Origin of the sequence: Blastococcus sp. TF02A-26 (genome assembly GCF_003319125.1) — a bacterium.
In the GTDB taxonomy this organism is placed as follows: Bacteria; Actinomycetota; Actinomycetes; order Mycobacteriales; family Geodermatophilaceae; genus Trujillonella.
The window spans coordinates 17,800-40,968 of the sequence record NZ_QOHG01000019.1; the positions used below are offsets into that span (position 1 = coordinate 17,800).

At 73.9% G+C, this 23,169-nt stretch carries 20 protein-coding genes and 1 pseudogene; 2 read left to right on the forward strand and 19 right to left on the reverse strand.

What is annotated here, in order from left to right; genetic code table 11:
- Nucleotides 1-12: 12 nt before the first annotated feature.
- The 18 genes and pseudogenes from DQ240_RS18630 to DQ240_RS18715 all read right to left on the reverse strand — a co-directional run bounded on the left by DQ240_RS18630 (nt 13) and on the right by DQ240_RS18715 (nt 20,393).
- Nucleotides 13-1,071, reverse strand: a complete 1,059-nt coding sequence (locus DQ240_RS18630) for a polyprenyl synthetase family protein (RefSeq protein ID WP_113841195.1) — start codon at nt 1,069-1,071, stop codon at nt 13-15.
- Nucleotides 1,071-2,654 (reverse strand): NADH-quinone oxidoreductase subunit NuoN, encoded by a 1,584-nt coding sequence (nuoN, locus tag DQ240_RS18635; protein WP_113841197.1) that lies wholly within the window; start codon nt 2,652-2,654, stop codon nt 1,071-1,073. The genes DQ240_RS18630 and nuoN overlap by 1 nt, the downstream gene beginning before the upstream one ends.
- Complete coding sequence (locus DQ240_RS18640; protein WP_113841199.1) at nt 2,654-4,306, reverse strand: NADH-quinone oxidoreductase subunit M; 1,653 nt, start codon at nt 4,304-4,306, stop codon at nt 2,654-2,656. Before DQ240_RS18640 ends, nuoN begins: the two co-directional genes overlap by 1 nt.
- Nucleotides 4,307-4,346: 40 nt before the next feature.
- Complete coding sequence (nuoL, locus tag DQ240_RS18645; RefSeq protein ID WP_113841279.1) at nt 4,347-6,272, reverse strand: NADH-quinone oxidoreductase subunit L; 1,926 nt, start codon at nt 6,270-6,272, stop codon at nt 4,347-4,349.
- A 26-nt stretch (nt 6,273-6,298) separates the two neighbouring features.
- Nucleotides 6,299-6,598: an NADH-quinone oxidoreductase subunit NuoK gene (nuoK, locus tag DQ240_RS18650; protein ID WP_029433506.1), complete on the reverse strand. Its 300-nt coding sequence runs from the start codon at nt 6,596-6,598 to the stop codon at nt 6,299-6,301.
- On the reverse strand, nt 6,595-7,428 hold the full coding sequence (locus DQ240_RS18655; RefSeq protein ID WP_113841201.1) for an NADH-quinone oxidoreductase subunit J: 834 nt from the start codon (nt 7,426-7,428) through the stop codon (nt 6,595-6,597). Before DQ240_RS18655 ends, nuoK begins: the two co-directional genes overlap by 4 nt.
- Nucleotides 7,425-8,051, reverse strand: coding sequence for an NADH-quinone oxidoreductase subunit NuoI (nuoI, locus tag DQ240_RS18660; RefSeq protein WP_233498817.1), 627 nt, complete (start codon nt 8,049-8,051; stop codon nt 7,425-7,427). Before nuoI ends, DQ240_RS18655 begins: the two co-directional genes overlap by 4 nt.
- On the reverse strand, nt 8,044-9,552 hold the full coding sequence (gene nuoH / locus DQ240_RS18665) for an NADH-quinone oxidoreductase subunit NuoH (protein WP_113841203.1): 1,509 nt from the start codon (nt 9,550-9,552) through the stop codon (nt 8,044-8,046). Before nuoH ends, nuoI begins: the two co-directional genes overlap by 8 nt.
- Entirely contained in the window at nt 9,549-12,023 is a 2,475-nt protein-coding gene (locus DQ240_RS18670; protein WP_113841204.1) for an NADH-quinone oxidoreductase subunit G, read from the reverse strand. Before DQ240_RS18670 ends, nuoH begins: the two co-directional genes overlap by 4 nt.
- Complete coding sequence (gene nuoF / locus DQ240_RS18675; RefSeq protein WP_113841206.1) at nt 12,020-13,348, reverse strand: NADH-quinone oxidoreductase subunit NuoF; 1,329 nt, start codon at nt 13,346-13,348, stop codon at nt 12,020-12,022. Before nuoF ends, DQ240_RS18670 begins: the two co-directional genes overlap by 4 nt.
- 4 nt (nt 13,349-13,352) lie before the next feature.
- Nucleotides 13,353-14,363, reverse strand: coding sequence for an NADH-quinone oxidoreductase subunit NuoE (gene nuoE, locus DQ240_RS18680; protein ID WP_113841208.1), 1,011 nt, complete (start codon nt 14,361-14,363; stop codon nt 13,353-13,355).
- The gene (locus tag DQ240_RS18685; protein ID WP_113841210.1) at nt 14,360-15,682 is read right to left on the reverse strand and encodes an NADH-quinone oxidoreductase subunit D; all 1,323 of its coding nucleotides are present in this window, start codon (nt 15,680-15,682) and stop codon (nt 14,360-14,362) included. The genes nuoE and DQ240_RS18685 overlap by 4 nt, the downstream gene beginning before the upstream one ends.
- A 13-nt stretch (nt 15,683-15,695) precedes the next feature.
- On the reverse strand, nt 15,696-16,445 hold the full coding sequence (locus DQ240_RS18690; RefSeq protein WP_233498818.1) for an NADH-quinone oxidoreductase subunit C: 750 nt from the start codon (nt 16,443-16,445) through the stop codon (nt 15,696-15,698).
- Nucleotides 16,446-16,570: 125 nt separating this feature from the next.
- A pseudogene (locus tag DQ240_RS18695) lies at nt 16,571-17,122 on the reverse strand (NADH-quinone oxidoreductase subunit B family protein); the annotation flags it as partial.
- Between the two features lie 11 nt (nt 17,123-17,133).
- Nucleotides 17,134-17,493 carry an NADH-quinone oxidoreductase subunit A gene (locus DQ240_RS18700; RefSeq protein WP_113841282.1) on the reverse strand — a complete coding sequence of 120 codons (360 nt, stop codon included), beginning with the start codon at nt 17,491-17,493 and terminating at the stop codon, nt 17,134-17,136.
- Nucleotides 17,494-17,583: 90 nt separating this feature from the next.
- A complete protein-coding gene (locus DQ240_RS18705; protein WP_113841214.1) occupies nt 17,584-18,870 on the reverse strand; it encodes a geranylgeranyl reductase family protein in 1,287 nt (428 codons plus the stop codon).
- Between the two features lie 111 nt (nt 18,871-18,981).
- Nucleotides 18,982-19,638, reverse strand: a complete 657-nt coding sequence (locus tag DQ240_RS18710; protein WP_113841216.1) for a phosphoribosyltransferase — start codon at nt 19,636-19,638, stop codon at nt 18,982-18,984.
- A 20-nt stretch (nt 19,639-19,658) separates the two neighbouring features.
- Nucleotides 19,659-20,393, reverse strand: coding sequence for a demethylmenaquinone methyltransferase (locus tag DQ240_RS18715; RefSeq protein WP_113841217.1), 735 nt, complete (start codon nt 20,391-20,393; stop codon nt 19,659-19,661).
- Nucleotides 20,394-20,455: 62 nt separating this feature from the next.
- Between DQ240_RS18715 and DQ240_RS18720 the strand changes: the two genes are divergently transcribed.
- Both DQ240_RS18720 and DQ240_RS18725 read left to right on the forward strand, forming a co-directional pair.
- A complete protein-coding gene (locus DQ240_RS18720) occupies nt 20,456-21,733 on the forward strand; it encodes an isochorismate synthase MenF (protein WP_113841218.1) in 1,278 nt (425 codons plus the stop codon).
- A 139-nt stretch (nt 21,734-21,872) separates the two neighbouring features.
- On the forward strand, nt 21,873-22,448 hold the full coding sequence (locus tag DQ240_RS18725; protein ID WP_113841219.1) for a dihydrofolate reductase family protein: 576 nt from the start codon (nt 21,873-21,875) through the stop codon (nt 22,446-22,448).
- Here DQ240_RS18725 and DQ240_RS18730 read toward each other — a convergent pair.
- On the reverse strand, nt 22,430-23,152 hold the full coding sequence (locus DQ240_RS18730; RefSeq protein WP_199589397.1) for a helix-turn-helix domain-containing protein: 723 nt from the start codon (nt 23,150-23,152) through the stop codon (nt 22,430-22,432). The genes DQ240_RS18725 and DQ240_RS18730 overlap by 19 nt on opposite strands.
- Nucleotides 23,153-23,169: the final 17 nt, after the last annotated feature.

Sequence of the window (23,169 nt, forward strand, 5' to 3'; positions counted from 1 at the left end):
GGGGGTCCTTCATCAGCTGGTGCGGGTGACGACGTAGTCGCAGAGCGCCGACAGCGCGTCGCGCACCTCGCCGGCCGGGACCTCCGCCAGGCGGGCCCGGGCACGGTCGGCGTAGTCGCGCAGCACCTGGGCGGCCCGCTCCAGCGACGCCGACGCCCGCAGCAGCGCCAGCGCCTCGGCGTGCTCCGCGTCGTCGGTCAGCGGGGCGGCCACGAGCTCCCGCAGCCGCGCCTCCGCCGGGTCGTCCCCGGCGAGCACGAACAGCACCGGCAGGGTGGCCACGCCCTCGCGCAGGTCGGTGCCCGGCGCCTTCCCCGACGCCCCGCCCTCGCTGACGATGTCGAGCAGGTCGTCGGAGAGCTGGAACGCGACCCCGACCTCCTCGCCGAACGCGGTCAGCGACTCCACGAGGGCGGCGTCGACACCGGCGAAGGAGGCACCGAAACGGGCCGCGGTCGCCACCAGCGAGCCGGTCTTGTCGGCCAGCACCTCGAGGTAGTGGCCCACCGGGTCGTCGTCGGCCGCCGGCCCCACGGTCTCGCGGATCTGACCGGTCACCAGGCGCTCGAAGGTCCGGGCCTGGAGCCGGACGGCCTCCGGGCCGAGGTCGGCCAGGAGGTCCGAGGCGCGGGCGAAGAGGAAGTCACCGGTGAGGATCGCGACGCTGTTGGTCCAGCGGGTGTTCGCGCTCGGGGCACCGCGGCGGACCGCCGCCTCGTCCATGACGTCGTCGTGGTACAGCGTCGCCAGGTGGGTGAGCTCGCAGACGACGGCCGCGCGGGTGACCTCGGGCGCGTCGGGGTCGCCGAGCTGGGCGGCGAGGAGGGTCAGCAGCGGCCGGAACCGCTTGCCGCCGGCAGCCATGAGGTGGGCGGCGGCCTCCCGCACGAAGGCGTGCGGGCTGTCGACCGAGGCCGTCAGCGCCGTCTCGACGCGCGCCAGCCCCGCCGCGAGGGCGTCCCCGAGGGCCCCCTCGGGCAGCCAGCCGCCGATCGTGGACGCCGGGGCCGACGCGCGGTGCCACACCTGGGTGGGCGGCGTGGCGTCGACTGCGGCGCGGGCTCCGGTCATCAACCGACGAATCTAGCCGCCTCACCGGCGAGGTCGAGCACCGACCCGGGCACGACGCCCAGGACCACGGTGGCCGCGGCGGTCACCGCGAGCACGATCGTCGTGGGCAGCCCGGGGACGCCGACCGTCGGACCCTCCGTCACGGCGCCCGACCCGGTGCTCCCGGCCGGCTCGGAGAAGTACATGAGGACGACCACCCGGAGGTAGAAGAACGCCGCCACCGCGCTGGTCAGCAGGGCCACGACCGCCAGCGGCCACGCCCCGTCGTCGATCGCGGCCCGGAAGACGGCGAACTTCCCGGTGAAGCCGCTGGTGAGCGGGATCCCGGCCAGGGCGAGCAGGAAGAGGGTCATCACCGCGGCGAGCACCGGCGACCGCCGGGCCAGGCCGGCCCAGGAGGAGAGGTGGGTGGCCTCGCCGTCGCCGTCCCGGACCATCGTGAGGACGGCGAACGCGCCCAGCGTCGTCAGCCCGTAGGCGAGCAGGTAGAAGAGCGTGGCCGACAGGCCGGGGCTGTCGCCGGTGGCGTCGAAGCCGATGACACCGGTGAGCAGGAAGCCGGCGTGCGCGATGGAGGAGTAGGCCAGCATGCGCTTGAGGTCGGTCTGGGTGAGCCCCAGGACCGCGCCCACGATCATCGACACGATGGCGATGCCGTAGACCAGCGGCCGCCAGGTCCACTCGTCGGTGCCGAACGCGACGTAGAGCAGCCGCAGGATCGCACCGAAGGCCGCGACCTTGGTGCAGGCGGCCATGAAGGCGGTCACCGGTGTGGGGGCGCCCTGGTACACGTCCGGCGTCCAGGTGTGGAACGGCGCGACGCTGGCCTTGAACATCAGGCCGACCAGCAGCAGGGCCAGGCCGAGGACCAGCAGGACGTCCCCGCCGTCGGTGGCCACCGCCTCGGAGATCGTCGACAGCCGGACGCTGCCGACCGCGCCGTAGACGAGGGCCAGGCCGTACAGGAAGAACGCCGAGGCGAAGGCGCCCAGCAGGAAGTACTTGACCGCGGCCTCCTGCGACAGCAGCCGGCGGCGGCGGGCCAGGCCGCTGATCAGGTACAGCGGGAGGCTGAGCACCTCGAGCGCGATGAACATGACCAGCAGGTCGTTCGCCGCGACGAACAGCATCATGCCGCCGATGGCGAAGGTGGCCAGCGGGTAGACCTCGGTCTGCACCCGGTGGGCGGTGAGCAGCTCCCGGTCGCGGACGCTGCCGGCCGGGACGGCGGCCGAGGCGACGAACGACGACCGGGCCGGGTCCAGCCCGCGCTCGGCGAACAGCAGGACCGACAGCGCGCCGAGACCGGCGATGGTCGCCTGGAGGAACACCCCGGCGCCGTCGACGGCCAGGGCCGACCCGGCGGTCACGTCGGCCTCGGCTCCGGTCAGGTCGCGGCCCGCGGCGAGCAGGACGGCGCTGACCAGGCCGCCCACCGTGCCGACCAGGGCCAGAGCGACCTGCGCCGGGTGGCGCACCTCGCGCGGCGCGAACGCCTCGACGAGCACGCCGATGCAGGCCGCCCCGAACAGGAAGAGCAGCGGCGCCAGGGCCGCGTAGTCGAGATCCGGTGCCTCGATCATCAGTTCCCCGCCTCCGTCTCGGCACCGCTCGGACCCACCTCGGGCGTGGCGCCGCCGGGGTCCCCGCCGACGTCGGAGACCGTGTCGGCCACCGCCGGCTCGATCAGGTCGATCAGCGGCTGCGGATAGACGCCCAGGACGACGATCAGCGCCACGAGGGGGGCCACCACGGCGACCTCACGGCGGTTGAGCTCCGGGAAGCGCCGGCCGGTCGCGGCCTCGGTGGCAGTCTCCGCCAGCGTCGCGGTCGCCGTCCCGCCGCCGGCGGCCGGCGCGGGTGCGCTCACCGGGACGCCGGCCCCGGGCGCCGCCATGAGCCCGCGCGGCGGGCCGTGCATGGTGCGCTGGTACATCAGCAGCACGTACAGCGCGGCCAGGACGATGCCGGCGGTGGCGACGATCGTGAACACCGGCCGGCTCGGGTAGGAGCCGATGAGCACCAGGAACTCGCTGACGAAGCTGTTGGTGCCCGGCAGGGCCAGCGACGCCAGCCCGGCGACGAGGAAGACGCCGGCGAAGGCCGGGGCCTGGGCGGCGACGCCGCCGTAGTCCGCGATCCGCCGCGAGCCGCCGCGGGCGATGAGCATGCCCACGACGAGGAACAGCAGGCCGGTCGCGATGCCGTGGTTGACCATGTAGAGCACCGCGCCGGTGCCGGCTTCCGTGGTGAAGGCGAAGATCCCGAGCGCGATGAACCCGAAGTGCGCGATCGACGTGTACGACACCAGCCGCTTCATGTCGCTCTGCCCCATCGCCAGCAGCGCCGCGTACAGGACACCGGCGACGGCGAGGGCGAGCACGTACGGCGCGAAGTCCCGGGAGGCGTCGGGGAACAGCGGCAGGCAGTAGCGGATGAAACCGAACGTGCCGACCTTGTCCAGGACGCCGACGAGCAGCACCGCTCCCCCGATCGGCGCCTCGGCACCGGCGTCGGGCAGCCAGGTGTGCAGCGGCACGAGCGGGGCCTTGATCGCGAACGCGACGAAGAAGCCGAGGAACAGCAGCTTCTGCACCTCGGGGTCGATGTCGATGGCGTTGAGGACCTCGAAGGCGAAGCTGCCCTCGCCCTGCTGCGCGCTCACGACGTACAGGCCGATGACGGCGGCGAGCATGATCAGCCCGCCGACCAGGCTGTAGAGGAAGAACTTGACCGCCGCGTACTGCCGTCGCGGCCCGCCGAAGCTGCCGATCAGGAAGTACATCGGGACGAGCATCGCCTCGAAGAAGACGTAGAACAGGAAGACGTCGGTCGCGGCGAAGACCCCGACCATCATCGCCTCGAGCAGCAGGATCCAGGCGAAGAACGTGGTGGTCGACCGGCCGTTCGCCGGCTCGTCGGCCCACGAGGCGCCGATGACCACCGGCACGAGGACGCCGACGAGCAGCAGCATGACCAGGGCGATGCCGTCGACGCCGAGGGCGAAGGAGACCCCGAAGTCCTCGATCCAGGAGACCGAGCTGGTCAGCTGGAACCGGTCCCCGCCGACGTCGAAGGCGGCCGTGGCCAGCACCGCCAGCAGCAGCACCACCAGGCTCACGCCGAGGGAGACCTGCTTGGCCAGCAGCTCGCGGCCGCGCGGCAGTGCCGCGACCGCCGCGGCGCCCACCGCGGGCACCACGATCATCAGCAGCAGGAACGGGAAGTCGGTCACCGGGCAGCCTCTCGGTCCGTCGTCAACGTGGCCATCCCGCTCAGCCCGCCGTCACCGCGAGCAGCGCCCCGGCGACCAGCACCGCGCCGCCGAGCATCCCCAGCGCGTAGGTCCGCACGAACCCGGTCTGCGCGCGGCCCAGCCGGGAGGAGGAGCCCCCGAGCCCCGCGGCCAGGCCGTTCACCGCGCCGTCCACCCCGCGGTTGTCCACCCACACCAGTGCGCGGGTCAGCCACTGACCGGGGCGCATGAACAGCGACTCGTTGATCGCGTCGGCGTAGAGCGCCTTGCGGGCCGCGCGGGTGACCACCGAGACGCGCTCGGGCGCCACCTCCGGCACCTCGCGGCGGCCCACGAACAGCCACGCGGCGAGGACCCCGAGCGCCATCACCGCGGTGACGACCAGTCCGACGACGGCGGGCGCGACGACGTGCTCGGCCTCCTCCGGCTCACCGAAGACCGGCGCGAGCCAGTCCGACAGCGGGAACGCCGACACCAGCAGGAAGCCCGCGGCCACCGAGCCGACGGCGAGCACCGCCATCGGCACCGTCATCACCGACGGGGACTCGTGCGGGTGCGGCGTCTCCCGGCCCGGGGCCGACGGCGCCCAGCGCGGCCGACCGAGGAACGTCATGATCATCAGGCGGGTCATGTAGAAGGCCGTGAGGCCGGCGCCGAGCACCGCCACCCCGCCGAGCACCCACCCGGATGTGCCGCCCCGGTCCAGCGCCGCCTCGATGATGGCGTCCTTGGTCCAGTAGCCGGACAGGAACGGGAAGCCGATGAGGGCGAGGTAACCCAGGCCGAAGGTCACGAAGGTGACCGGGAGCTTCTTCGCCAGGCCGCCGAAGCGCCGCATGTCCACCTGGTCGTCCATGGCGTGCATGACCGACCCGGCGCCGAGGAAGAGCCCGGCCTTGAAGAAGCCGTGGGTGAGCAGGTGCGCGATCGCGGCCGCGTAGCCGACCGGGCCGAGGCCGACCGCCAGGAACATGTAGCCGATCTGGCTGACCGTCGAGTAGGCCAGCACCTTCTTGATGTCGTCGTAGGCGCAGCCGGCGATCGCGCCGATCATCAGCGTCAGCGCGCCGATCACCAGGACGACGGTGCGCGCGGTCTCGGTGAGGTCGTAGATCGGCGCGGACCGGGCGATGAGGTAGACGCCGGCGGTGACCATCGTGGCGGCGTGGATGAGGGCCGACACCGGCGTCGGGCCCTCCATGGCGTCGGGGAGCCAGGCCTGCAACGGGAACTGGCCCGACTTGCCGCAGGCGCCGAGGAGCAGTAGCAGCCCGATCGCGGTGATCGTGCCCCCGGCGAGGAACCCGACCGAGCCGAAGACGCCCTCGTAGGTGACCGTGCCCAGCTGCGCGAACATGATGAAGATCGCCAGCGCCAGCCCGACGTCGCCGACGCGGTTCATGATGAACGCCTTCTTGGCGGCGGTGGCCGCGGCCGGGCGCTCGTGCCAGAAGGCGATGAGCAGGTAGGACGCGAGACCCACGCCCTCCCAGCCGACGTACAGGGCGACGTAGTTGTCGCCGAGGACCAGCAGCAGCATCGCCGCGACGAAGAGGTTCAGATAGGCGAAGAACCGGCGGCGGCGCGGGTCGTGCGCCATGTAGCCGATCGAGTAGACGTGGATCAGCGCGCCGACGCCGGTGATCAGCAGCGCGAAGACCGCCGACAGCGGGTCGAACAGCAGCCCGGCCTCGACGTCCAGCGAGCCGCTGTCGATGAACGTGAACAGGTCGACCGAGACCTGGCGCTCGTCCAGCTGGAGGGTGCAGGCGAGCGCGACGACGAAGGCGACGACGACCGTCGCCGTGCCCAGCAGATGGCCCCAGCGATCGGTGCGCCGGCCGCCGAGCAGCAGCACCGCGGCACCCGCCAGGGGCAGCGCGATGAGCAGCCAGGAGGCCGAGAGCAGCCCGTCGGCGGGGACGAAGGCGGCGCCGGAGTCCATGACCGTGTCCATTCAGTTGCCCGCCGTCAGTACTTGAGCAGGTTCGCGTCGTCGACGGACGCCGAACGGCGGGTCCGGTAGATCGACATGATGATCGCGAGGCCGACCACGACCTCGGCGGCGGCGACGACCATGACGAAGAACGCCATGATCTGGCCGTCGACGGTGCCGGTGGCCCGGGCGAAGGTGACCAGCGTCAGGTTCACCGAGTTGAGCATCAGCTCGACGCACATGAACACGACGATCGCGTTGCGCCGCACGAGGACGCCGACGGCGCCGATGGTGAACAGGATCGCGGCCAGCACCAGGTAGTGGCTGAGGGTCACCGCAGCGCACCCCCGCCGGAGCTGCCGTCCTGGGTGCCGAGCTGGTGGTCGGGCGAGCCGAGCTGCTCACGGCCGGTGGGGCGCGGCATCTGGTCGACCTCCTGGGGATCGATGCCGGTGGCGAAGCTGTCCTCGGCGAGGCGGCCGTCGGGCAGCAGCGCCGGGGCGGCCACCGAGTTGGCCCGCGCGAAGACGCCGGGGCCGGGGTACGTCTGCGGCCGGTCGGTGGTGAGGAACCGGGCCCGCGAGAGCTCCTTCTGGGTCTGCCGCGTCCCGGGCTCGCGCTCGATGTGGGCCAGCACCATCGCCCCGACCGCGGCGGTGATCAGCAGCGCGCTGGTGACCTCGAAGGCCAGCAGGTAGCGGGTGAACAGCAGCTCGGCGATCGCCTCGATGTTGCCGTCGGGCTGCGCGTCCGCCAGCCCCGTCGCGCCGAGGTCCTGGGTGGCCCGGGCGATCCCGGTGCCGGCCAGACCGGCGAAGCCGACGCCCAGCACGATGGCGGCCACCCGCTGCCCGCGCAGGGTCTCGACCACCGAGTCGGAGGAGTCGCGGCCGACCAGCATGAGCACGAACAGGAAGAGGATCATGATCGCGCCGGTGTAGACGATGATCTGCACCGCGCCGAGGAACGGCGCCTCCTGGACGACGTAGAAGACGCCCAGGACCAGCATCGTGTTCACCAGCCACAGCGCCGAGTGGACGGCGTTGCGGGAGAACACCATCCCCAGCGCCCCGGCCAGGGCGACCGGCGCCAGGACCCAGAAGACGACGGCCTCGCCGGTGCCCAGCGAGACGCCGGTGTCCGCCGCCGCGGCGAGCACGCTCACGGCATCTCCCCGCGCTGGGTCGCGGCCAGGTAGTAGGCCTTCTCGTCGTCGCCGAGGCGCATCGCGTGCGGCGGCGCCTCCATCCCCGGCAGCAGCGGGGCCATCAGCTGCTCCTTGGTGAAGATCAGGTCCTGCCGGTTGTCGTCGGCCAGCTCGAAGTCGTTGCTCATCGTCAGCGACCGCGTCGGGCAGGCCTCGATGCACAGCCCGCAGAAGATGCAGCGCAGGTAGTTGATCTGGTAGACGCGGCCGTACCGCTCACCCGGGGAGTAGCGGGCGTCCTCGGTGTTGTCCCCGCCCTCCACGTAGATGGCGTCGGCCGGGCAGGCCCAGGCGCACAGCTCGCAGCCGACGCACTTCTCCAGCCCGTCGGGGTGCCGGTTGAGCACGTGCCGGCCGTGGTAGCGCGGCTTGGTGACCTTGGGGACCTCCGGGTACTCCTCGGTGGTCACCTTCCGGAAGATCTGCGCGAAGGTGACGCCGAAGCCCTGGCCGGGGGCCGGCAGCAGGCTGCGGCGGATCGCCGGGGCCGAGCCGGAGCCACGACCGGCCCGCTCGACCTCGCCTCCCCGGGTCGCCTGGGCGAGGCCCTTCTCGTCGCCGGTGCGGCTGGGGTCAGACATCGCCGTCCTCCGTGCTGTCGGTCGGGCCGACCTCGGTGCGGGTGCTGCCGCGGCGGCCGGTGGCGACCACGCCGCCCTCGCCGCGGGTCGCGGCGCCCACCGGCTCGGCGCGACGCAGTCGCGGCGACGGCGGGACCCTGAGGTCCATCGGCGGGATCGGGAAGCCGCCCTCGGCCCGGCTGGGTCCGGTGCGCTGCGCCGGCCGGCGGCGCGGCCCGGCAGGGGCCAGCACCTCCGGCTCGGGGTCGACCGCGTGGACCGCGCCGGCGGCTGCCTCCTCGGCCATGAGCCGGGTGTCGCGGTTGCTCGCCCGGCTGGCGATCGCCAGGCCGCCGAGCACCACCAGCGCGATCGGCACCCCGACGAACAGGGCCACCTGGCCGGTGGAGAGGTCCGCCTCGCGGGAGACGGTGCGCATGGTGGCCACGGCGAGGATCCACACCAGCGCGGTGGGGACCAGCACCTTCCAGCCGAACCGCATGAACTGGTCGTAGCGGAGCCGGGGCAGGGTCCCGCGCAGCCAGATGAAGACGAACAGCGCGGCCACGACCTTGAGGAAGAACCACAGCATCGGCCACCAACCGGAGTTGGCGCCGTCCCAGATCGACAGCGGCCACGGCGCCCGCCAGCCGCCGAGGAACAGCGTCGCGGCCAGCGCGGAGACGGTGACCATGTTGATGTACTCGGCCAGGAAGAACAGCGCGAACTTCAGCGACGAGTACTCGGTGTGGAACCCGCCGACCAGCTCGCTCTCGGCCTCGGGGAGGTCGAACGGCGCGCGGTTGGTCTCGCCGACGACGGCGATCGCGTAGATGACGAAGCTGACCGGCAGCAGCACCGCGAACCAGCTGGGCCCGGTGAACTCCCAGCCGAAGAACGACACCTCGTTGCCGTCGGCCTGGGCGGCGACGATCTCCGAGGTCGACATCGACCCGGCGTAGAGGAACACCGCCACGATCGACAGGCCCATCGCGATCTCGTAGCTGACCATCTGCGCGGCGCTGCGCAGGCCGCCGAGCAGCGGGTAGGTCGAGCCGGACGCCCAGCCGGCCAGCACGATGCCGTAGACGCCCATCGCCGAGCAGGCCAGCACGACCAGGACGCCGATGGGGGCGTCGGTCAGCTGCAGCGGCGTCCGCTCGCCGAAGATGCTCACCGTCGGGCCCATGGGGATCACCGAGAAGGCGAGGAACGCCGGGACGGCGGCGATGACCGGGGCCAGGAAGTAGACCGGCTTGTCCGCCAGCGCCGGCATGATGTCTTCCTTGAACGCGAGCTTCAGGCCATCGGCCAGGCTCTGCAGGTAGCCGCGCGGGCCGACCCGGTTGGGGCCGATCCGCTGCTGCATCCGCGAGACGACCTTGCGCTCGAAGACGATCGCGAACAGCGTCATCACCACGAGGACGACGAAGACGCCGACGATCTTGATGAGGACGATCCACCAGACGTCGGAGCCGAAGTCCTCCAGCGTGGGCTGGTCGGGGCTGGCGAGCGTGATCACGCGACTCCTCCGACGGACAGACGGACGACGCCGCCGGGTGCCGTCCCCAGCTGGTCGCGGACCTCGCTGCCGGGCGAGCGCATCGGCAGCCAGACCACGCGGTCGGGCATCTCGGTGACCCGCACCGGGAGCGTGATGGCACCGGCGGCGCCGGTGACGGTGAGCCGGTCACCGTCGACGACACCGAGGCGGGCGGCGGCCTCGCGGCCCAGGCGGGCGACCGGCGGGCGGGCGGTGCCGGCCAGCTCCGGCTCGTCGCGCTGCAGGGTGCCGACGTCGAGCAGCTGGCGCCAGGAGGCGAGGACCGCCTCGTCCTCACCGGGCGCCGCCTCGGCGGCGGGCGCGACGTCGAGACCGGTGACCGGGGCGACCGTGGCGGGCAGCCCGAGGGCGCCGAGCTCGGCCTGCGCCGCCTCGACGACCGGGAGCCGCAGGTCCACGCCCATCTCCTCGGCCAGCCCGTGCAGGACCCGGCCGTCGGTCAGCTGCCCGGTCCCGTGCAGCGTGGCGTCGAAGGACCGCACGCGGCCCTCCCAGTCCAGGTAGCTGCCGGCCTTCTCCGGCGCCGCGGCGACCGGGAGGACGACGTCGGCGTGCTCGGTGACCGCGCTCGGCAGCATCTCCAGGCTGACCACGAACCCGGCCGCGGCGAGCGCCGCCTCGGCCAGCCGCGGGTCCGGGAGGTCGTGCGGGTCCACGCCGCCGACGAGCAGCCCGCCGAGGGCGCCGTCGCGGACGGCGGTGAGGATGCCGGTCAGGTCGCGGCCGGGGGTCGCCGGCAGCGCGTCGGGGGCCAGCCCCCACAGCGCCGCGACGTCGGCCCGGTGCGCGGCGTCGGTCACGACCCGGCCGCCCGGGAGCAGCCCGGGCAGGGCGCCGGCCTCGACCGCGCCACGCTCGCCGGCCCGCCGCGGGACCCAGGCCACGCGGGCGCCGGTGACCCGGGTGAGCTCGGCCAGGGCGCTGAACGCGCCGGGGAGCTCCGCCAGCCGCTCGCCGGCGAGCACGACCGCACCCGGCTGCCGCAGCGCCTCGACCGCCGGTCCGCCCCAGGTGCCGGCGGCGAGCGCGGCGAGCGAGCGGGCCTCGGTGCCGGGGATGGCGCCGAGCACGTTGGCCTGCAGCTTGACCGCGGCGCGGGTGGCGAACGGCGCCAGGTCGAACACCGGCAGACCGCGGGTGCGCACGGCGCGGCGGAGCCGGAGGAAGACGATCGGCGACTCCTCCTCCGGCTCGAAGCCGGCGAGCAGCACGGCCGGGGCGTCGCCCAGCTCGTCGTAGGTGACCGCACCCGCGCCGGGGAAGCGGCCGGCGACGCGCGCGGCGAGGAAGGCCTCCTCCTCGGCCGAGTGGGCGCGGGCGCGGGCGTCGACGTCGTGGGTGCCGAGCGCCACGCGGGCGAACTTGGCGTAGGCGTAGGCGTCCTCGACGGTCAGCCGGCCGCCGGGCAGCACGCCGACGCCGCCGGCGGCGCGGGCCGCGGCGAGCCCGGCGGCGGCCGCCGCCCAGGCCTCGGGCCAGGAGGCCGGCTGGAGGACGCCGTCGCGGCGGACCAGCGGGGTGGTGAACCGCTCGTTGGCGGTCGCGTAGCGGAACGCCCAGCGACCCTTGTCGCAGTTCCACTCCTCGTTGACCTGCGGGTCCTCACCGGCCAGCCGGCGCTGCACCTTGCCGCGGCGGTAGTCGGTGCGCTGCGCGCAGCCCGAGGCGCAGTGCTCGCAGACGCTGTCCTCGCTGCGCAGGTCGAACGGGCGGGAGCGGAACCGGTACTGCGCGCTGGTGAGCGCCCCCACCGGGCAGATCTGGGTCGTGTTGCCGGAGAAGTAGGACTCGAACGGCTCGTCCTCGTAGATCGCCACCTGCTCCAGCGCGCCGCGCTCGAACAGCTCGATGAACGGGTCCCCGGCGACCTGCTGGGAGAAGCGGGTGCAGCGCGCGCACAGCACGCAGCGCTCGCGGTCCAGGAGCACCTCGCTGCTGATCGGCAGCGGCTTGGGGTAGGTGCGCTTGACGTCGACGAAGCGGCTCTCGGTGCGGCCGTTGCTGATCGCCTGGTTCTGCAGCGGGCACTCGCCGCCCTTGTCGCAGACCGGGCAGTCCAGCGGGTGGTTGATGAGCAGCAGCTCCATCGTCCCCTGCTGCGCCTTGTCGGCGACCGGGCTGGTGAGCTGGGTCTGCACGACCATGCCCTCGGTCACCGGCATGGTGCAGGAGGCGACCGGCTTGCGCTGGCCCTCCACCTCGACCAGGCACTGGCGGCAGGCGCCGACCGGCTCGAGCAGCGGGTGGTCGCAGAAGCGGGGGATCTGGACCCCGATCATCTCCGCGGCGCGGATGATCAGCGTCCCCTTCGGGACCGCGACGTCGAAGCCGTCGATCGTGCAGCGGACGGCGTCCGGCGGGGTGTGCGGCCCGGGGGCGCCGGGCGGCACCGCCGCGGCCGGCTCCGGGCTGGTGGGCGTCAACGTCACGAGGCGGCCCCCACGGGCTCGAGGCGGAGGGACCGGCCCAGCCGCGCCTGCTCCTCGGGCGGCAGCAGCGCGACGTAGTCGTCCCGGAAGTACTTCAGCGAGCTGGCGATGCAGCTGGTGGCGCCGTCACCGAGGGCGCAGAACGAGCGGCCCAGGATGTTGTCGCAGGTGTCGGTCAACAGGTCGAGGTCCTGTGCCGTCCCTCGGCCGTGCACGATCCGCTCCAGGATCTGGACCAGCCAGTAGGTGCCCTCCCGGCAGGGGGTGCACTTGCCGCAGCTCTCGTGGGCGTAGAACTCGGTGAACCGCAGCGTGGCCTCGACGATGGAGTCGGTCTCGTCGAACACCATGAGCGCGGTGGTGCCGAGCATCGACCCCGCCGCGGCGACCGAGTCGAAGTCCAGCGGGACGTCGAGGTGCTCGGCGGTGAAGTAGGGCGTCGAGGAGCCGCCCGGCGTCCAGAACTTCAGCTCGTGGCCCGGGCGGACGCCGCCGGCCATCTCCAGCAGCTCGCGCATCGTCGTCCCCATGGGGGCCTCGTACTGGCCGGGGCGGACGACGCGGCCCGACAGCGAGTAGATCTTCGGGCCGGGGGACTTCTCCGGGCCGAAGGCCTTGAACCAGTCGGCGCCGCCGCGGACGACGAACGGCACGCTGGCCAGCGTCTCCACGTTGTTGATCACTGTCGGCGCGCCGTAGAGCCCGGCGACCGCGGGGAACGGCGGCTTGAGCCGGGGCTGACCGCGGTAGCCCTCGAGCGAGTCGAGCAGCGCGGTCTCCTCGCCGCAGATGTAGGCGCCCGCGCCGGCGTGCACGACCAGCTCCAGGTCGTAGCCGGAGCCCAGGATGTCGCTGCCGAGGTAGCCGGCGGCGTAGGCCTCCTGCACGGCGTTGACCAGCCGGCGGTGGGCGTGCACGGCCTCGCCGCGGACGTAGATGACGGCGTAGTGGCACCGGATCGCGTAGGCGGAGATGATCACGCCCTCCACGAGGGAGTGCGGGTCGGTCATCATCAGCGGCAGGTCCTTGCAGGTGCCCGGCTCGCCCTCGTCGGCGTTGACCACGAGGTACTTGGGCTTGGCCGCCGGGCCGGTCGGGGTCTCCCCCGGCTTGGGCTGCGGGATGAAGCTCCACTTCATGCCGGTCGGGAAGCCCGCGCCGCCGCGACCGCGCAGCCCGGAGTCCTTGACCAGGGTGACCAGCTCGTCGGGCGCCATGCCCAGCGCGGTGCGCAGGGCGGCGTAGCCGTCGAGCGACTCGTAGGTGGACAGCCGCCAGGGCTGGTCGGCTCCCCAGCGCGAGGTGAGGACGGGGGTCAGGGGCATGGGGTCACGCCTTCCCGGGACCCTGGCCGGAGGTGCCCGGCTCGGATCCCGCGGGTGTGTCGGTACCGGTCGCGCCGTCGGGCAGCCGCCGTCCGGCGGGCTCGGGGGCGTCGGGGTGCGAGCCGGCCGCGCCGGCCTTCTCGGCCGGGCTGTCGGCGGCGGCGACGCGGGCGTCGGCCGCCTCCTCGCCGGGGGACTGCCCGGTGCGGCCGGAGGGCCGGACGGTCTCCCGCGGCTCGCCGGCGTCGGCGGGCTGCGCGCCCGGTCCGCGCATCGGTGGAGCGGACTCCCCGCGCTCCTCGGCGAGGTGGACGCCGATCAGGGTCGGGCCCGCCTGCCAAGGCGCGTCGACCGCCGCGGCGGCCTCGACCTCGTCGGCGTACTGGGAGAAGCCGGCCAGCTGCCGGGAGACGCCGCGGAAGTCGGTGAGCGGGGCGCCCCGGGTGGGGTGCGGCTTCTCGCCCCGGCGCAGGGCCGCGACCAGTTCGCGCGCGCTCTCGACGTCCTGCTGGTCGTAGAACTCGTAGTCGACGGTGACGACCGGCGCGTAGTCGCAGGCCGCCAGGCACTCGGCGTGCTCGAGGGTGACCGAGCCGTCGGCGGCGGTCTCGTCGTGGTGGACGCCGAGGTCGGCGCTGAGCGCGTCCATGATCCGCTGGCCGCCGAGGACGTTGCACAGGGTGTTCGTGCAGACGCTCACCAGGTGCCGGCCGGTCGGGCGCCGCTTGTACATCGTGTAGAAGGTCGCGACCGCGCCGACCTCGGCCTTGGTCAGGCCCAGCTCCTCGGCGCAGAGCGCGACGCCCTCGGGCGAGACGTAGCCCTGGACCGACTGCACGAGGTGCAGCATCGGCAGCAGCGCCGAGCGCGGCTGCGGGTAGCGGGCCATGATCTCCCGCGCCTCGAGCCGGGTCTGCTCGGTCAGCGGCGGCAGGTCGGCCGGGGCCGGCTGCACCGGGCTGCTGTCGAGCCCGGTGACCGCGGTGCCCTCGGCGGAGCCGGGGAGCGCACTCATCGGTCGACTCCTCCCATCACGGGGTCGATGGAGGCGATCGCCGCGATGACGTCGGCGATCATGCCGCCCTCGCTCATCGCGGCCGTGGCCTGCAGGTTCACGAAGCTGGGGTCGCGCACGTGGACGCGCCACGGGCGGGTGCTGCCGTCGCTGACGACGTGGTAGCCGAGCTCGCCGCGGGGGGACTCGACCGGCACGTACACCTGGCCGGCCGGCACCCGGAAGCCCTCGGTGACCAGCTTGAAGTGGTGGATGAGGGACTCCATCGAGCCGGCCATGATGTGCTGGACGTGCTCCAGGGAGTTGCCCATGCCGTCGGCGCCGAGCGAGAGCTGCGCCGGCCACGCGATCTTCTTGTCCTCGACCATGACCGGGCCCGGCTCCAGCCGGTCCAGCGCCTGGGCGACGATCTTCAGCGACTCCTGCATCTCGGCCATGCGGACCAGGTAGCGACCCCAGGCATCGGAGGTGTCGGCGGTCGGGACCTCGAAGTCGTAGGTCTCGTAGCCGAGGTAGGGCTCGACCTTGCGCAGGTCCCACGGCAGGCCGGCGGCGCGCAGCACCGGGCCGGTGACGCCGAGCGCGACGCAGCCGGTGACGTCGAGGTAGCCGACGTCCTTGAGCCGCCGCTGCCAGATCGGCTGGCCGGTGAGCATCCGGTGGTACTCGGCCAGCCGCTTCGGCATGACCTCCAGCCACTCGCGGATGGACTCCACCGCGCCGGGCGGGAGGTCCTGCGCCAGGCCGCCGGGGCGGATGTAGGCGTGGTTCATCCGCAGGCCGGTGATCTCCTCGAGGAGGTCCAGGCACAGCTCCCGCTCGCGGAAGCCGTTGGTCATCGCGGTGAGCGCGCCGAGCTCCATGCCGCCGGTGGCCAGGCCGACCAGGTGCGAGGCGATCCGGTTGATCTCCATGACCAGCACGCGGATGGTCGCCGCCCGCTGCGGGATCTGGATGCCGAGCAGCTTCTCGACCGCCATGCAGTAGCCGGCCTCGTTGTACAGCGGGGACAGGTAGTCCATCCGCGTCACGAAGGTCGTGCCCTGCGTCCAGTTGCGGTACTCGGTGTTCTTCTCGATGCCGGTGTGCAGGTAGCCGATGACCACCCGCGCCTTGGTCACCGTCTCGCCCTCGAGGTCGAGCACCAGCCGCAGCACGCCGTGGGTGGACGGGTGCTGCGGCCCCATGTTGACGACGAGGCGTTCCTCGCCGCCGAGGTCCTGGCCGAAGGTCTGGTCCCAGTCGCCGCCGGTGACTGTGTAGACCCGGCCCTCGGTGGTCTCGCGGGACCCTGCGTACGGGTCCTGGGTGGCGGTCATCGGGAGGCCCCCCTCATCGGTAGGCACGTCGCGTGTCAGGGGGCGGGATGGTGGCGTCGTGGTACTCCACCGGGACGCCGCCGAGCGGGTAGTCCTTGCGCTGGGGGAAGCCGTCCCAGTCGTCGGGCATGAGGATCCGGGTCAGCGAGGGGTGGCCGTCGAAGACGATGCCGAACATGTCGAACGCCTCCCGCTCCTGCCAGTCCGCCGTCGGGTAGACGCCGGTCACCGACGGGACGTGCGGGTCCTCCGCGGTCACCGCCACCTCCAGCCGGATGCGGCGCCGGTAGGTCATCGACGTCAGGTGGTAGACGACGTGCAGCCGGGGGCGGCCGGGCGTGACCTCCGGACCGCCGCTGTCGAGGTAGTCGACGCCGGAGACGCTGCTGAGCAGCTCGAAGCGCAGCGCGTCGTCGTCGCGCAGGGCCTGGACCAGGGTCAGCAGGTGCTCGCGCGCCACGAAGTAGGTGATCTCGCCGCGGTCCACCAGCACCCGCGGGACGGCGGCCGTGTAGGTCGCCTCGCCGACCGCCTCCACCAGCGCGTCGGTGACCTCGTCGAAGTACCCGCCGTAGGGCCGCTCGGTGGAGTGCAGCGCCACCGCGCCGCCGGGCTCCACGCGGACCAGCCCGCCGAAGCCGGAGGTGTCGCCGCTGCCGGAGACGCCGAACGCGCCGCGCCGGAAGCCGCCGGCCGGGCCGCCGCCGATGCCCTGCTGGCCGCCGTCCGGGCCGGGGGTCGGGAAGCCGCCGTCGCTGCTCATGCCCGGCCCCGCACGTACGGCTCCGGCAGCAGCACGGCCCTGCCGCCGCGCTGCTCGATGGCGAACTGCCCGGTGCGACCCTCGGCCGCGGCCTGCTCGTAGGCCCGGCGGGCGGTCTTGTCCGCGCGCACGCTCGACGGCATCTCGACCAGCAGGTCCGGCGCCGTCCCCTCGGCGCGGGCGCGGGCCAGCTGGGCGGCCCGCTTCTCGCCGAGCGGCTCGTGCTGGATCTTGTAGTGCAGCTTGAGGATCGCGTCCATGAGCATCTCCGGCCGCGGCGGGCAGCCGGGCAGGTACATGTCCACCGGGACGACGTGGTCGACGCCCTGCACGATCGCGTAGTTGTTGAACATGCCGCCGGAGCTCGCGCACACGCCCATGGCCAGCACCCACCGCGGCTCGGGCATCTGGTCGTAGATCTGGCGCAGGACCGGCGCCATCTTCTGGCTCACCCGGCCCGCCACGATCATCAGGTCGGCCTGCCGCGGCGAGGCCCGGAAGACCTCCATGCCGAACCGCGCCAGGTCGTAGCGGCCGGCGCCGGTGGCCATCATCTCGATGGCGCAGCAGGCCAGCCCGAAGGTGGCCGGCCAGAACGACGACTTGCGCGTCCAGTTGACCAGCTTCTCCACCGACGTCAGCAGGACGCCGCTGGGCAGCTTCTCCTCGAGACCCATGGTCGACTACCTCAGTCCCATTCCAGTCCGCCGCGGCGCCACACGTAGACGTAGGCGATGAACACGGTGGCGATGAACACGACCATCTCGACCAGCCCGAAGACGCCGAGCGCGTCGTTGGCGACCGCCCACGGGTAGAGGAAGACGATCTCGATGTCGAAGACGATGAAGATCATCGCCGTCAGGTAGTACTTGATCGGGAAGCGGCCGCCGGTGAGCGGCTGGTCGACCGGCTCGATCCCGCACTCGTAGGCCTGCAGCTTCGCCCGGTTGTAGCGGCGCGGGCCGACGTACGGAGCGGCGGTGACGGAGAAGAGGGCGAACGCCGCGGCCAGCCCGAACAGGCCGACGATCGGCACGTAGGTCGACAGCATCAGCGGCACCCTACGGTGATCCAGGTCACGATCCGTGCACGGGAGTGGCACACCGTGTCGATCCGATACCAACTCGTCATGTCGGCCTCACACCGCCGGGGTCAGTCGGGTCAGGACGGCCAGGGCCCGGTCGAACCGGTCCCCCTCGCGGCCGTCGGAGAGGTTGCCCATCAGCCGCAGCGCCCGGTTCACCAGCGCCGGCCGCTTGAGGCCGTGGGCGGTGGCGAAGCGGACGACGTCCGGACGGTCGAGCAGCGCGAGGAAGCCCATGCCGAGCCGGTGGTGGCGCCCGTACTCCTCGCGCAGCCGGGCGGGGTACCGGCGCAGCGCGACCTCCCGGGCGGGTCCCTCGGGCAGGCGGAGCGCCGCGACCGCGGTCTCGGCCGCCATCCGGCCGGTCTCCAGCGCGTAGCTGATGCCCTCGCCGTTGAACGGGTTGACCACGCCGGCGGAGTCGCCGGCCAGCAGCAGGCCGCGGGTGTAGGCGGGCTGGCGGTGCAGCGCCATCGGCAGCCCGGCGCCGCGCAGCGGGGTCACCGCGTGCTCCTCGCCCAGCTCCCACTCGGGGGGCAGCGTCGCCAGCCACTGCCGCAGCACGGCGCGGGGCTCGGCGCCGGTGCCGCGCCGGGTGTCCAGCAGCCCGAAGCCGACGTTGGCGGTGCCGTCGCCCATGCCGAAGGACCAGCCGTAGCCGGGCATCGAGTCGGCGCTGGGGCCCTCGGCGGAGAGGTCGAAGGAGATGTCGAGGTAGTCGTCGACCGACCGCGGCGTGCGCACGTACCGGCGCACGGCGACGCCCAGCGGCCGGTCCTCGCGGCGGACGAGCCCGAGGGACTTGGCCAGCCGGCCCGACAACCCCTCGGCGGAGATCACCAGCGGCGCCCGCCAGGTGACCGGTTCACGGCCGGGCCCCACCAGCGCCCGCACGCCCGCGACCCGGCCGGCCTCGTCGAGGAACGGATCGGTGACCTGGACGCCGGTGTGCACCCGCGCCCCGGCGGCGGCCGCGTGGTCGGCGAGCAGCGTGTCGAGGTCGCTGCGCGTGCGGATGAGGCCGTACGACGGCCAGGACCGCAGCTGCGGCCAGTCGACCTCCACGACCTGGCCGCCGCCGAACACCCGCAGGCCGCGGTGCCGGATCCAGCCGGTGGTGTCGACCCCGAGGTCGTCGAGCGCCTTGACGCCGCGGGGCGTCAGGCCGTCGCCGCAGACCTTCTCCCGCGGGAAGTCGGCCTTGTCGACGACGACGACGTCCAGACCCGCGGTCGCCAGCGTCCGGGCGGCCGACGAACCCGCCGGTCCGGCGCCCACGACGACGACGTCGGCACGGAGGTCGCCGTCCGGCGGCGCCTCCGCGAGCGACCTCGGCGGCACGTCGTTCCCCCCTCGCTGGTTCCCGGTGAGCTTGTGAACATTTTCACTAAGTGGTCCGATCAGAGCCTACGCCCGGGTGTGAGCCAGGGAACAAGCCCCCCGTGACGAGGTTCACGTCCGGGGCGGTCCGCCGGTACCGGCGAGGGCGGCGCGCACGGCGTCGTCGGAGGTGGGCCGGAAGTCGGTGTAGGCCTGGCCGACGGCCCGGAAGGCCCGCGGCACGGTCAGGCAGACGAGGTCGTCGACCGCGGGGGCGAGCTCGGCCAGGGCCCGGGGCGAGGCGACCGGTACGGCGAGGACCACCCGCGCAGGGGCCCGGGCCCGCAGCGCCGCCAGGGCCGCGCGCACGGTGGCACCGGTGGCGACGCCGTCGTCCACGAGCACGACGATGCGGCCGGCGACCGGCAGCGGCGCCCGGCCGGTGCGGTAGGCCTCGGTGCGGCGGCGCAGCTCGGCCAGCTCGCGCTCGCGCACCGCGGCGAAGGCGGCCTCGTCCACGCCCGCGGCGGAAAGGACCTCGGGGCTGCGCACGGTCTCCACCACCCCGCCGACGGCGGCGAGGGCGCCCATCGCCAGCTCCGGGCGGCCGGGCAGTCCGAGCTTGCGGACGGCGAGCACGTCCAGCGGCGCGCCGAGGGCCGCCGCGACCGGGGCGGCGACGACGACCCCGCCGCGCGGCAGGCCGAGCACCACGGCGTCGGCACCGACCCGGCCGGTCACCGCCTCGGCCAGGGCGCGGCCGGCCTCGGCGCGGTCGGCGAAGCGCATGCCGGTGTGCCGCCCTGCGGTCAGGCCCGGCGGCGGGCGCGGTGCAGGGCGACGATGCCGCCGGTCAGGTCCCGCCAGGCGACGTCGTCCCAGCCGGCGGCGCCGATGCGGGCGGCGAGGGCGGCCTGGTCCGGCCAGGCCCGGATCGACTCGGCCAGGTAGACGTAGGCATCGGGGTTGCTGCTCACCGCCCGGGCGATCCGGGGCAGCGCGCGCATCAGGTACTCGGTGTAGACGGTGCGGAACGGCGCCCAGGTGGGGCTGGAGAACTCGCAGACGACCAGCGTGCCGCCCGGCCGCGTGACCCGGGAGAACTCCCGGAGGGCGGCGTCGGGGTCGGCGACGTTGCGCAGCCCGAACGAGATGACGACGGCGTCCACGCTGGCGTCGGCCAGCGGCAGCGCCATCGCGTCCCCGGCCACCTTGGGCACCGGCCGCTCGGCGCCGGCCCGCAGCATCCCCTGGGAGAAGTCGCAGGCGATCGCGGTCACCCCGCCGGCGGCCAGCTCGACGGTCGAGACGGCCGTCCCGGCCGCGACGTCGAGCACCGTCTGACCCGGCCGGGCGCCGACGGCCTCACGGGTGGCCCGGCGCCAGGCGGCGTCGCGGCCGCCGGAGAGCACCGTGTTGGTGACGTCGTAGCGGCGGGCGACGCGGTCGAACATCGCGGCCACCTCGGCGGGTGCCTTGTCGAGCCCGGCCCGGAGCCCGGCGGGTGCCTCGTCGCGGGGTGCCTCGTCTCGCCGGTCTGCCACGGCGACCGACGTTACAGAGCCTCTCGCGGCAGCGGAGCGCCCCGGCTGCCTACTCTGGAGCGGTGACGACCGTGGCCGTGACCTCGCCGGACGCTGCCGCGTCCGCGGTCACGACCGTCGAGCTCCCCGACACCCCGGACCTGCTCCGGCTGCTGCCGGCCGCCGGCGGGCTGTCCTGGGTGCGCCGCGGCGAGGGCCTGGTCGGCTGGGGCGAGGCCGCGCGGCTGGAGGTCACCGGCCCGCGGGCGCTGGCCGAGGCGGCCGCCTGGTGGGCGGAGCTGTCCGCGGAGCTGGCGGCCGACGACCCGGTGGCCGTGCCCGGGTCGGGACCGGTGGCCTTCGCCGGCGTCGCGTTCGACCCCGCGGCCGGGACGTCGGTGTTCGTCGTCCCCGAGGTCGTCGTCGGCCGGCGCGACGGCGTCGCGTGGATGACGACGATCGCTCTTCCCACCCACCCCGACCCGGCCCCGCGGCCGGCCCGCACGGACCCGGCACCGGCGCCCGGCCGGCTCCGCTACGCCGACGGCGCGCTCGACCCCGTCTCCTGGTGCGCCGCCGTGGCCGCCGCCGTGCGCCGCATCGGCGAGGGCGAGCTGGCGAAGGTGGTGCTGGCCCGCGACCTGCTGGTCACCGCCGACGTGCCGCTGGACCCCCGCCGCCTGCTCGACCGGCTGGCCACCCGCTTCCCCGACTGCTGGACGTTCGCCGTCGACGGGCTGCTCGGCGCGACGCCGGAGCTGCTGCTGCGCCGGACCGGGCGCGAGCTCTCGTCCCGGGTGCTGGCCGGGACCGCGCCGCGCGGCGCCGGCGCCGACGACGAGCGCCTGGCCGCCGCGCTGCTCGGGTCGGCGAAGGACCGCGCCGAACACGCGCTCGCCGTCGACTCGCTGGTGGAGGCGCTCGCGCCCTTCTGCAGCGAGCTCACCGCGCCGGAGGGGCCGGAGCTGCTGACCCTGGCCAACGTGCGCCACCTCGCCACCGACGTGACCGGCACGCAGGCCCGCACCGGCGCCGCCGGCCGCGCGTCGCTGCTGGACCTCGTCGCCGCGGTGCACCCCACCGCCGCGGTGTGCGGCACCCCGCCGGACCGGGCCGCCGCGCTCATCGGCGAGCTGGAGGGGATGGACCGCGGGCGCTACGCCGGGCCCGTCGGCTGGCTCGACACCCGCGGGGACGGGGAGTTCGGCCTGGCCCTGCGCTGCGCGCAGCTCTCCCCCGACGACCCGGCCAGCGCCCGGCTGTTCGCCGGCTGCGGGATCGTGGCCGGCTCCGATCCGGCCGCCGAGCTCGCCGAGACCCAGTCGAAGTTCGCCGCGTTCCAGGCCGCCCTCGAGGGCTGAGCCGAGAGCGGCTCGGACGCTGTCGTTTCCGTCCAAGACCGCCGGCAGCCCAGCACCTAGCGTCGTGTGCGTCGGGAGGCGCGAGGACGTCTCCCGGTCGGAGGGGATCGCCGATCCCCGTCACACGTGGAGGTAGACCATGTCCCGCGAGCTCGTCTGGACGGGGTTCATGACCCTGGACGGTGTCGTCGACTCCCCCGGTGGCGCCGTCGAGGGGCACCCGCACGGCGGCTGGGTGCTGCGGACGCCGTTCGACCCCGACTCGTTCGCCCTCAAGGCCGAGGAGCTGGAGGACACCGGCGCCCTGATGTTCGGCCGGCGCAGCTACGAGGCCTTCGCGAGCACCTGGCCGGACTCCGAGGACCACGCCGCCTACCGCGACCTGCCCAAGTACGTGGTGTCGGGGACGCTCAGCGAGGACGCGCTGGTCGACGGCTGGGGCCCCCAGCAGGTCCTGCGGACCCTCGACGACGTCGCGGCGCTCAAGCAGACCGACGGGGGCGCGATCTTCGTGCACGGCAGCGCCGAGCTCGCGCGGAACCTGGCCGACGCGGACCTGATCGACCGCTACAACCTGCTGGTGTTCCCGGTCCTGCTCGGCTCGGGCAAGAGCCTCTTCAGCCGCACGGAGCGCGAGCGGCCGGGGCTGTCGCTGCGGGAGTCGGCCTCCTACGGCAACGGCGTCCTCAAGGCGATCTACGAGGTGGTCCGCTGAGCCGTCGGGCTCTCGGCACCCAGCGCGAGCGCACCGCCGGTCCCGCTGCGCAGCTGGCCGGCGGTGCGCCCGACGTACCGCCGCAGCGCCCGCGCCAGGTGCGGCTCGTCGTAGTACCCGAGGTCGGCGACGACCGCGGCGGCGGTCGCGCCGCCGAGCAGCAGCGTCGTCGCGGTCCTGGCGCGGCTGATCTGGTCGATCGCTCCCCGGGTCAGGCCCGTCGCGGCGCGGAAGCGGCGCTCGACCGTGCGGTCGGAACCGGGCACGCCGCCGCCCCGCAGGGCCGCGGCGACCAGCGGGTCACGCTCCACCACCCCGCTGCGGACGAGCCGGTCGACCAGTGCCTCCGCGTCGTCGGGGCCAGGGGTCTCCCAGCGGTCGCCGAGGAGCCGGAAGTGGCGCTCGGTCGTGTCGGGCAGCCCGATCCCCGAGTCGACCAGACCCGAGGTGGGCGTGGCGCGCAGCGAGGTGCCGACGGCGAACTGGATGCCGGAGAACACCGCACCCTCGGGCACCGCGGCGGAGCTGGTGCGGGTCTCGGGACCGGTCACCGCGGCGTGCGACACCCCGTCCTGCTCCCAGAAGACGAGCCCCCAGGTCTCCGACGCGACCGACGTCATCTGCGACACCGCGTCGCTGCGGCTGGTCCACACCGCGGCGATCCACGGCGAGTCCGACGCCCGCGTGACGATCTCCAGGCCCACGCCGACAACCTACGACG

What these genes read in the sequence shown, in the direction of transcription:
- DQ240_RS18630 (WP_113841195.1), bottom strand. Translation starts at nt 1,071, where the DNA reads ATGACCGGAGCCCGCGCCGCAGTCGACGCCACGCCGCCCACCCAGGTG.
- nuoN (WP_113841197.1), bottom strand. Translation starts at nt 2,654, where the DNA reads ATGATCGAGGCACCGGATCTCGACTACGCGGCCCTGGCGCCGCTGCTC.
- nuoL (WP_113841279.1), bottom strand. Translation starts at nt 6,272, where the DNA reads ATGGACTCCGGCGCCGCCTTCGTCCCCGCCGACGGGCTGCTCTCGGCC.
- nuoI (WP_233498817.1), bottom strand. Translation starts at nt 8,051, where the DNA reads ATGTCTGACCCCAGCCGCACCGGCGACGAGAAGGGCCTCGCCCAGGCG.
- nuoF (WP_113841206.1), bottom strand. Translation starts at nt 13,348, where the DNA reads ATGCCCCTGACCCCCGTCCTCACCTCGCGCTGGGGAGCCGACCAGCCC.
- nuoE (WP_113841208.1), bottom strand. Translation starts at nt 14,363, where the DNA reads ATGAGTGCGCTCCCCGGCTCCGCCGAGGGCACCGCGGTCACCGGGCTC.
- DQ240_RS18685 (WP_113841210.1), bottom strand. Translation starts at nt 15,682, where the DNA reads ATGACCGCCACCCAGGACCCGTACGCAGGGTCCCGCGAGACCACCGAG.
- DQ240_RS18690 (WP_233498818.1), bottom strand. Translation starts at nt 16,445, where the DNA reads ATGAGCAGCGACGGCGGCTTCCCGACCCCCGGCCCGGACGGCGGCCAG.
- DQ240_RS18710 (WP_113841216.1), bottom strand. Translation starts at nt 19,638, where the DNA reads ATGCGCTTCGCCGACCGCGCCGAGGCCGGCCGCGCCCTGGCCGAGGCG.
- DQ240_RS18725 (WP_113841219.1), top strand. Translation starts at nt 21,873, where the DNA reads ATGTCCCGCGAGCTCGTCTGGACGGGGTTCATGACCCTGGACGGTGTC.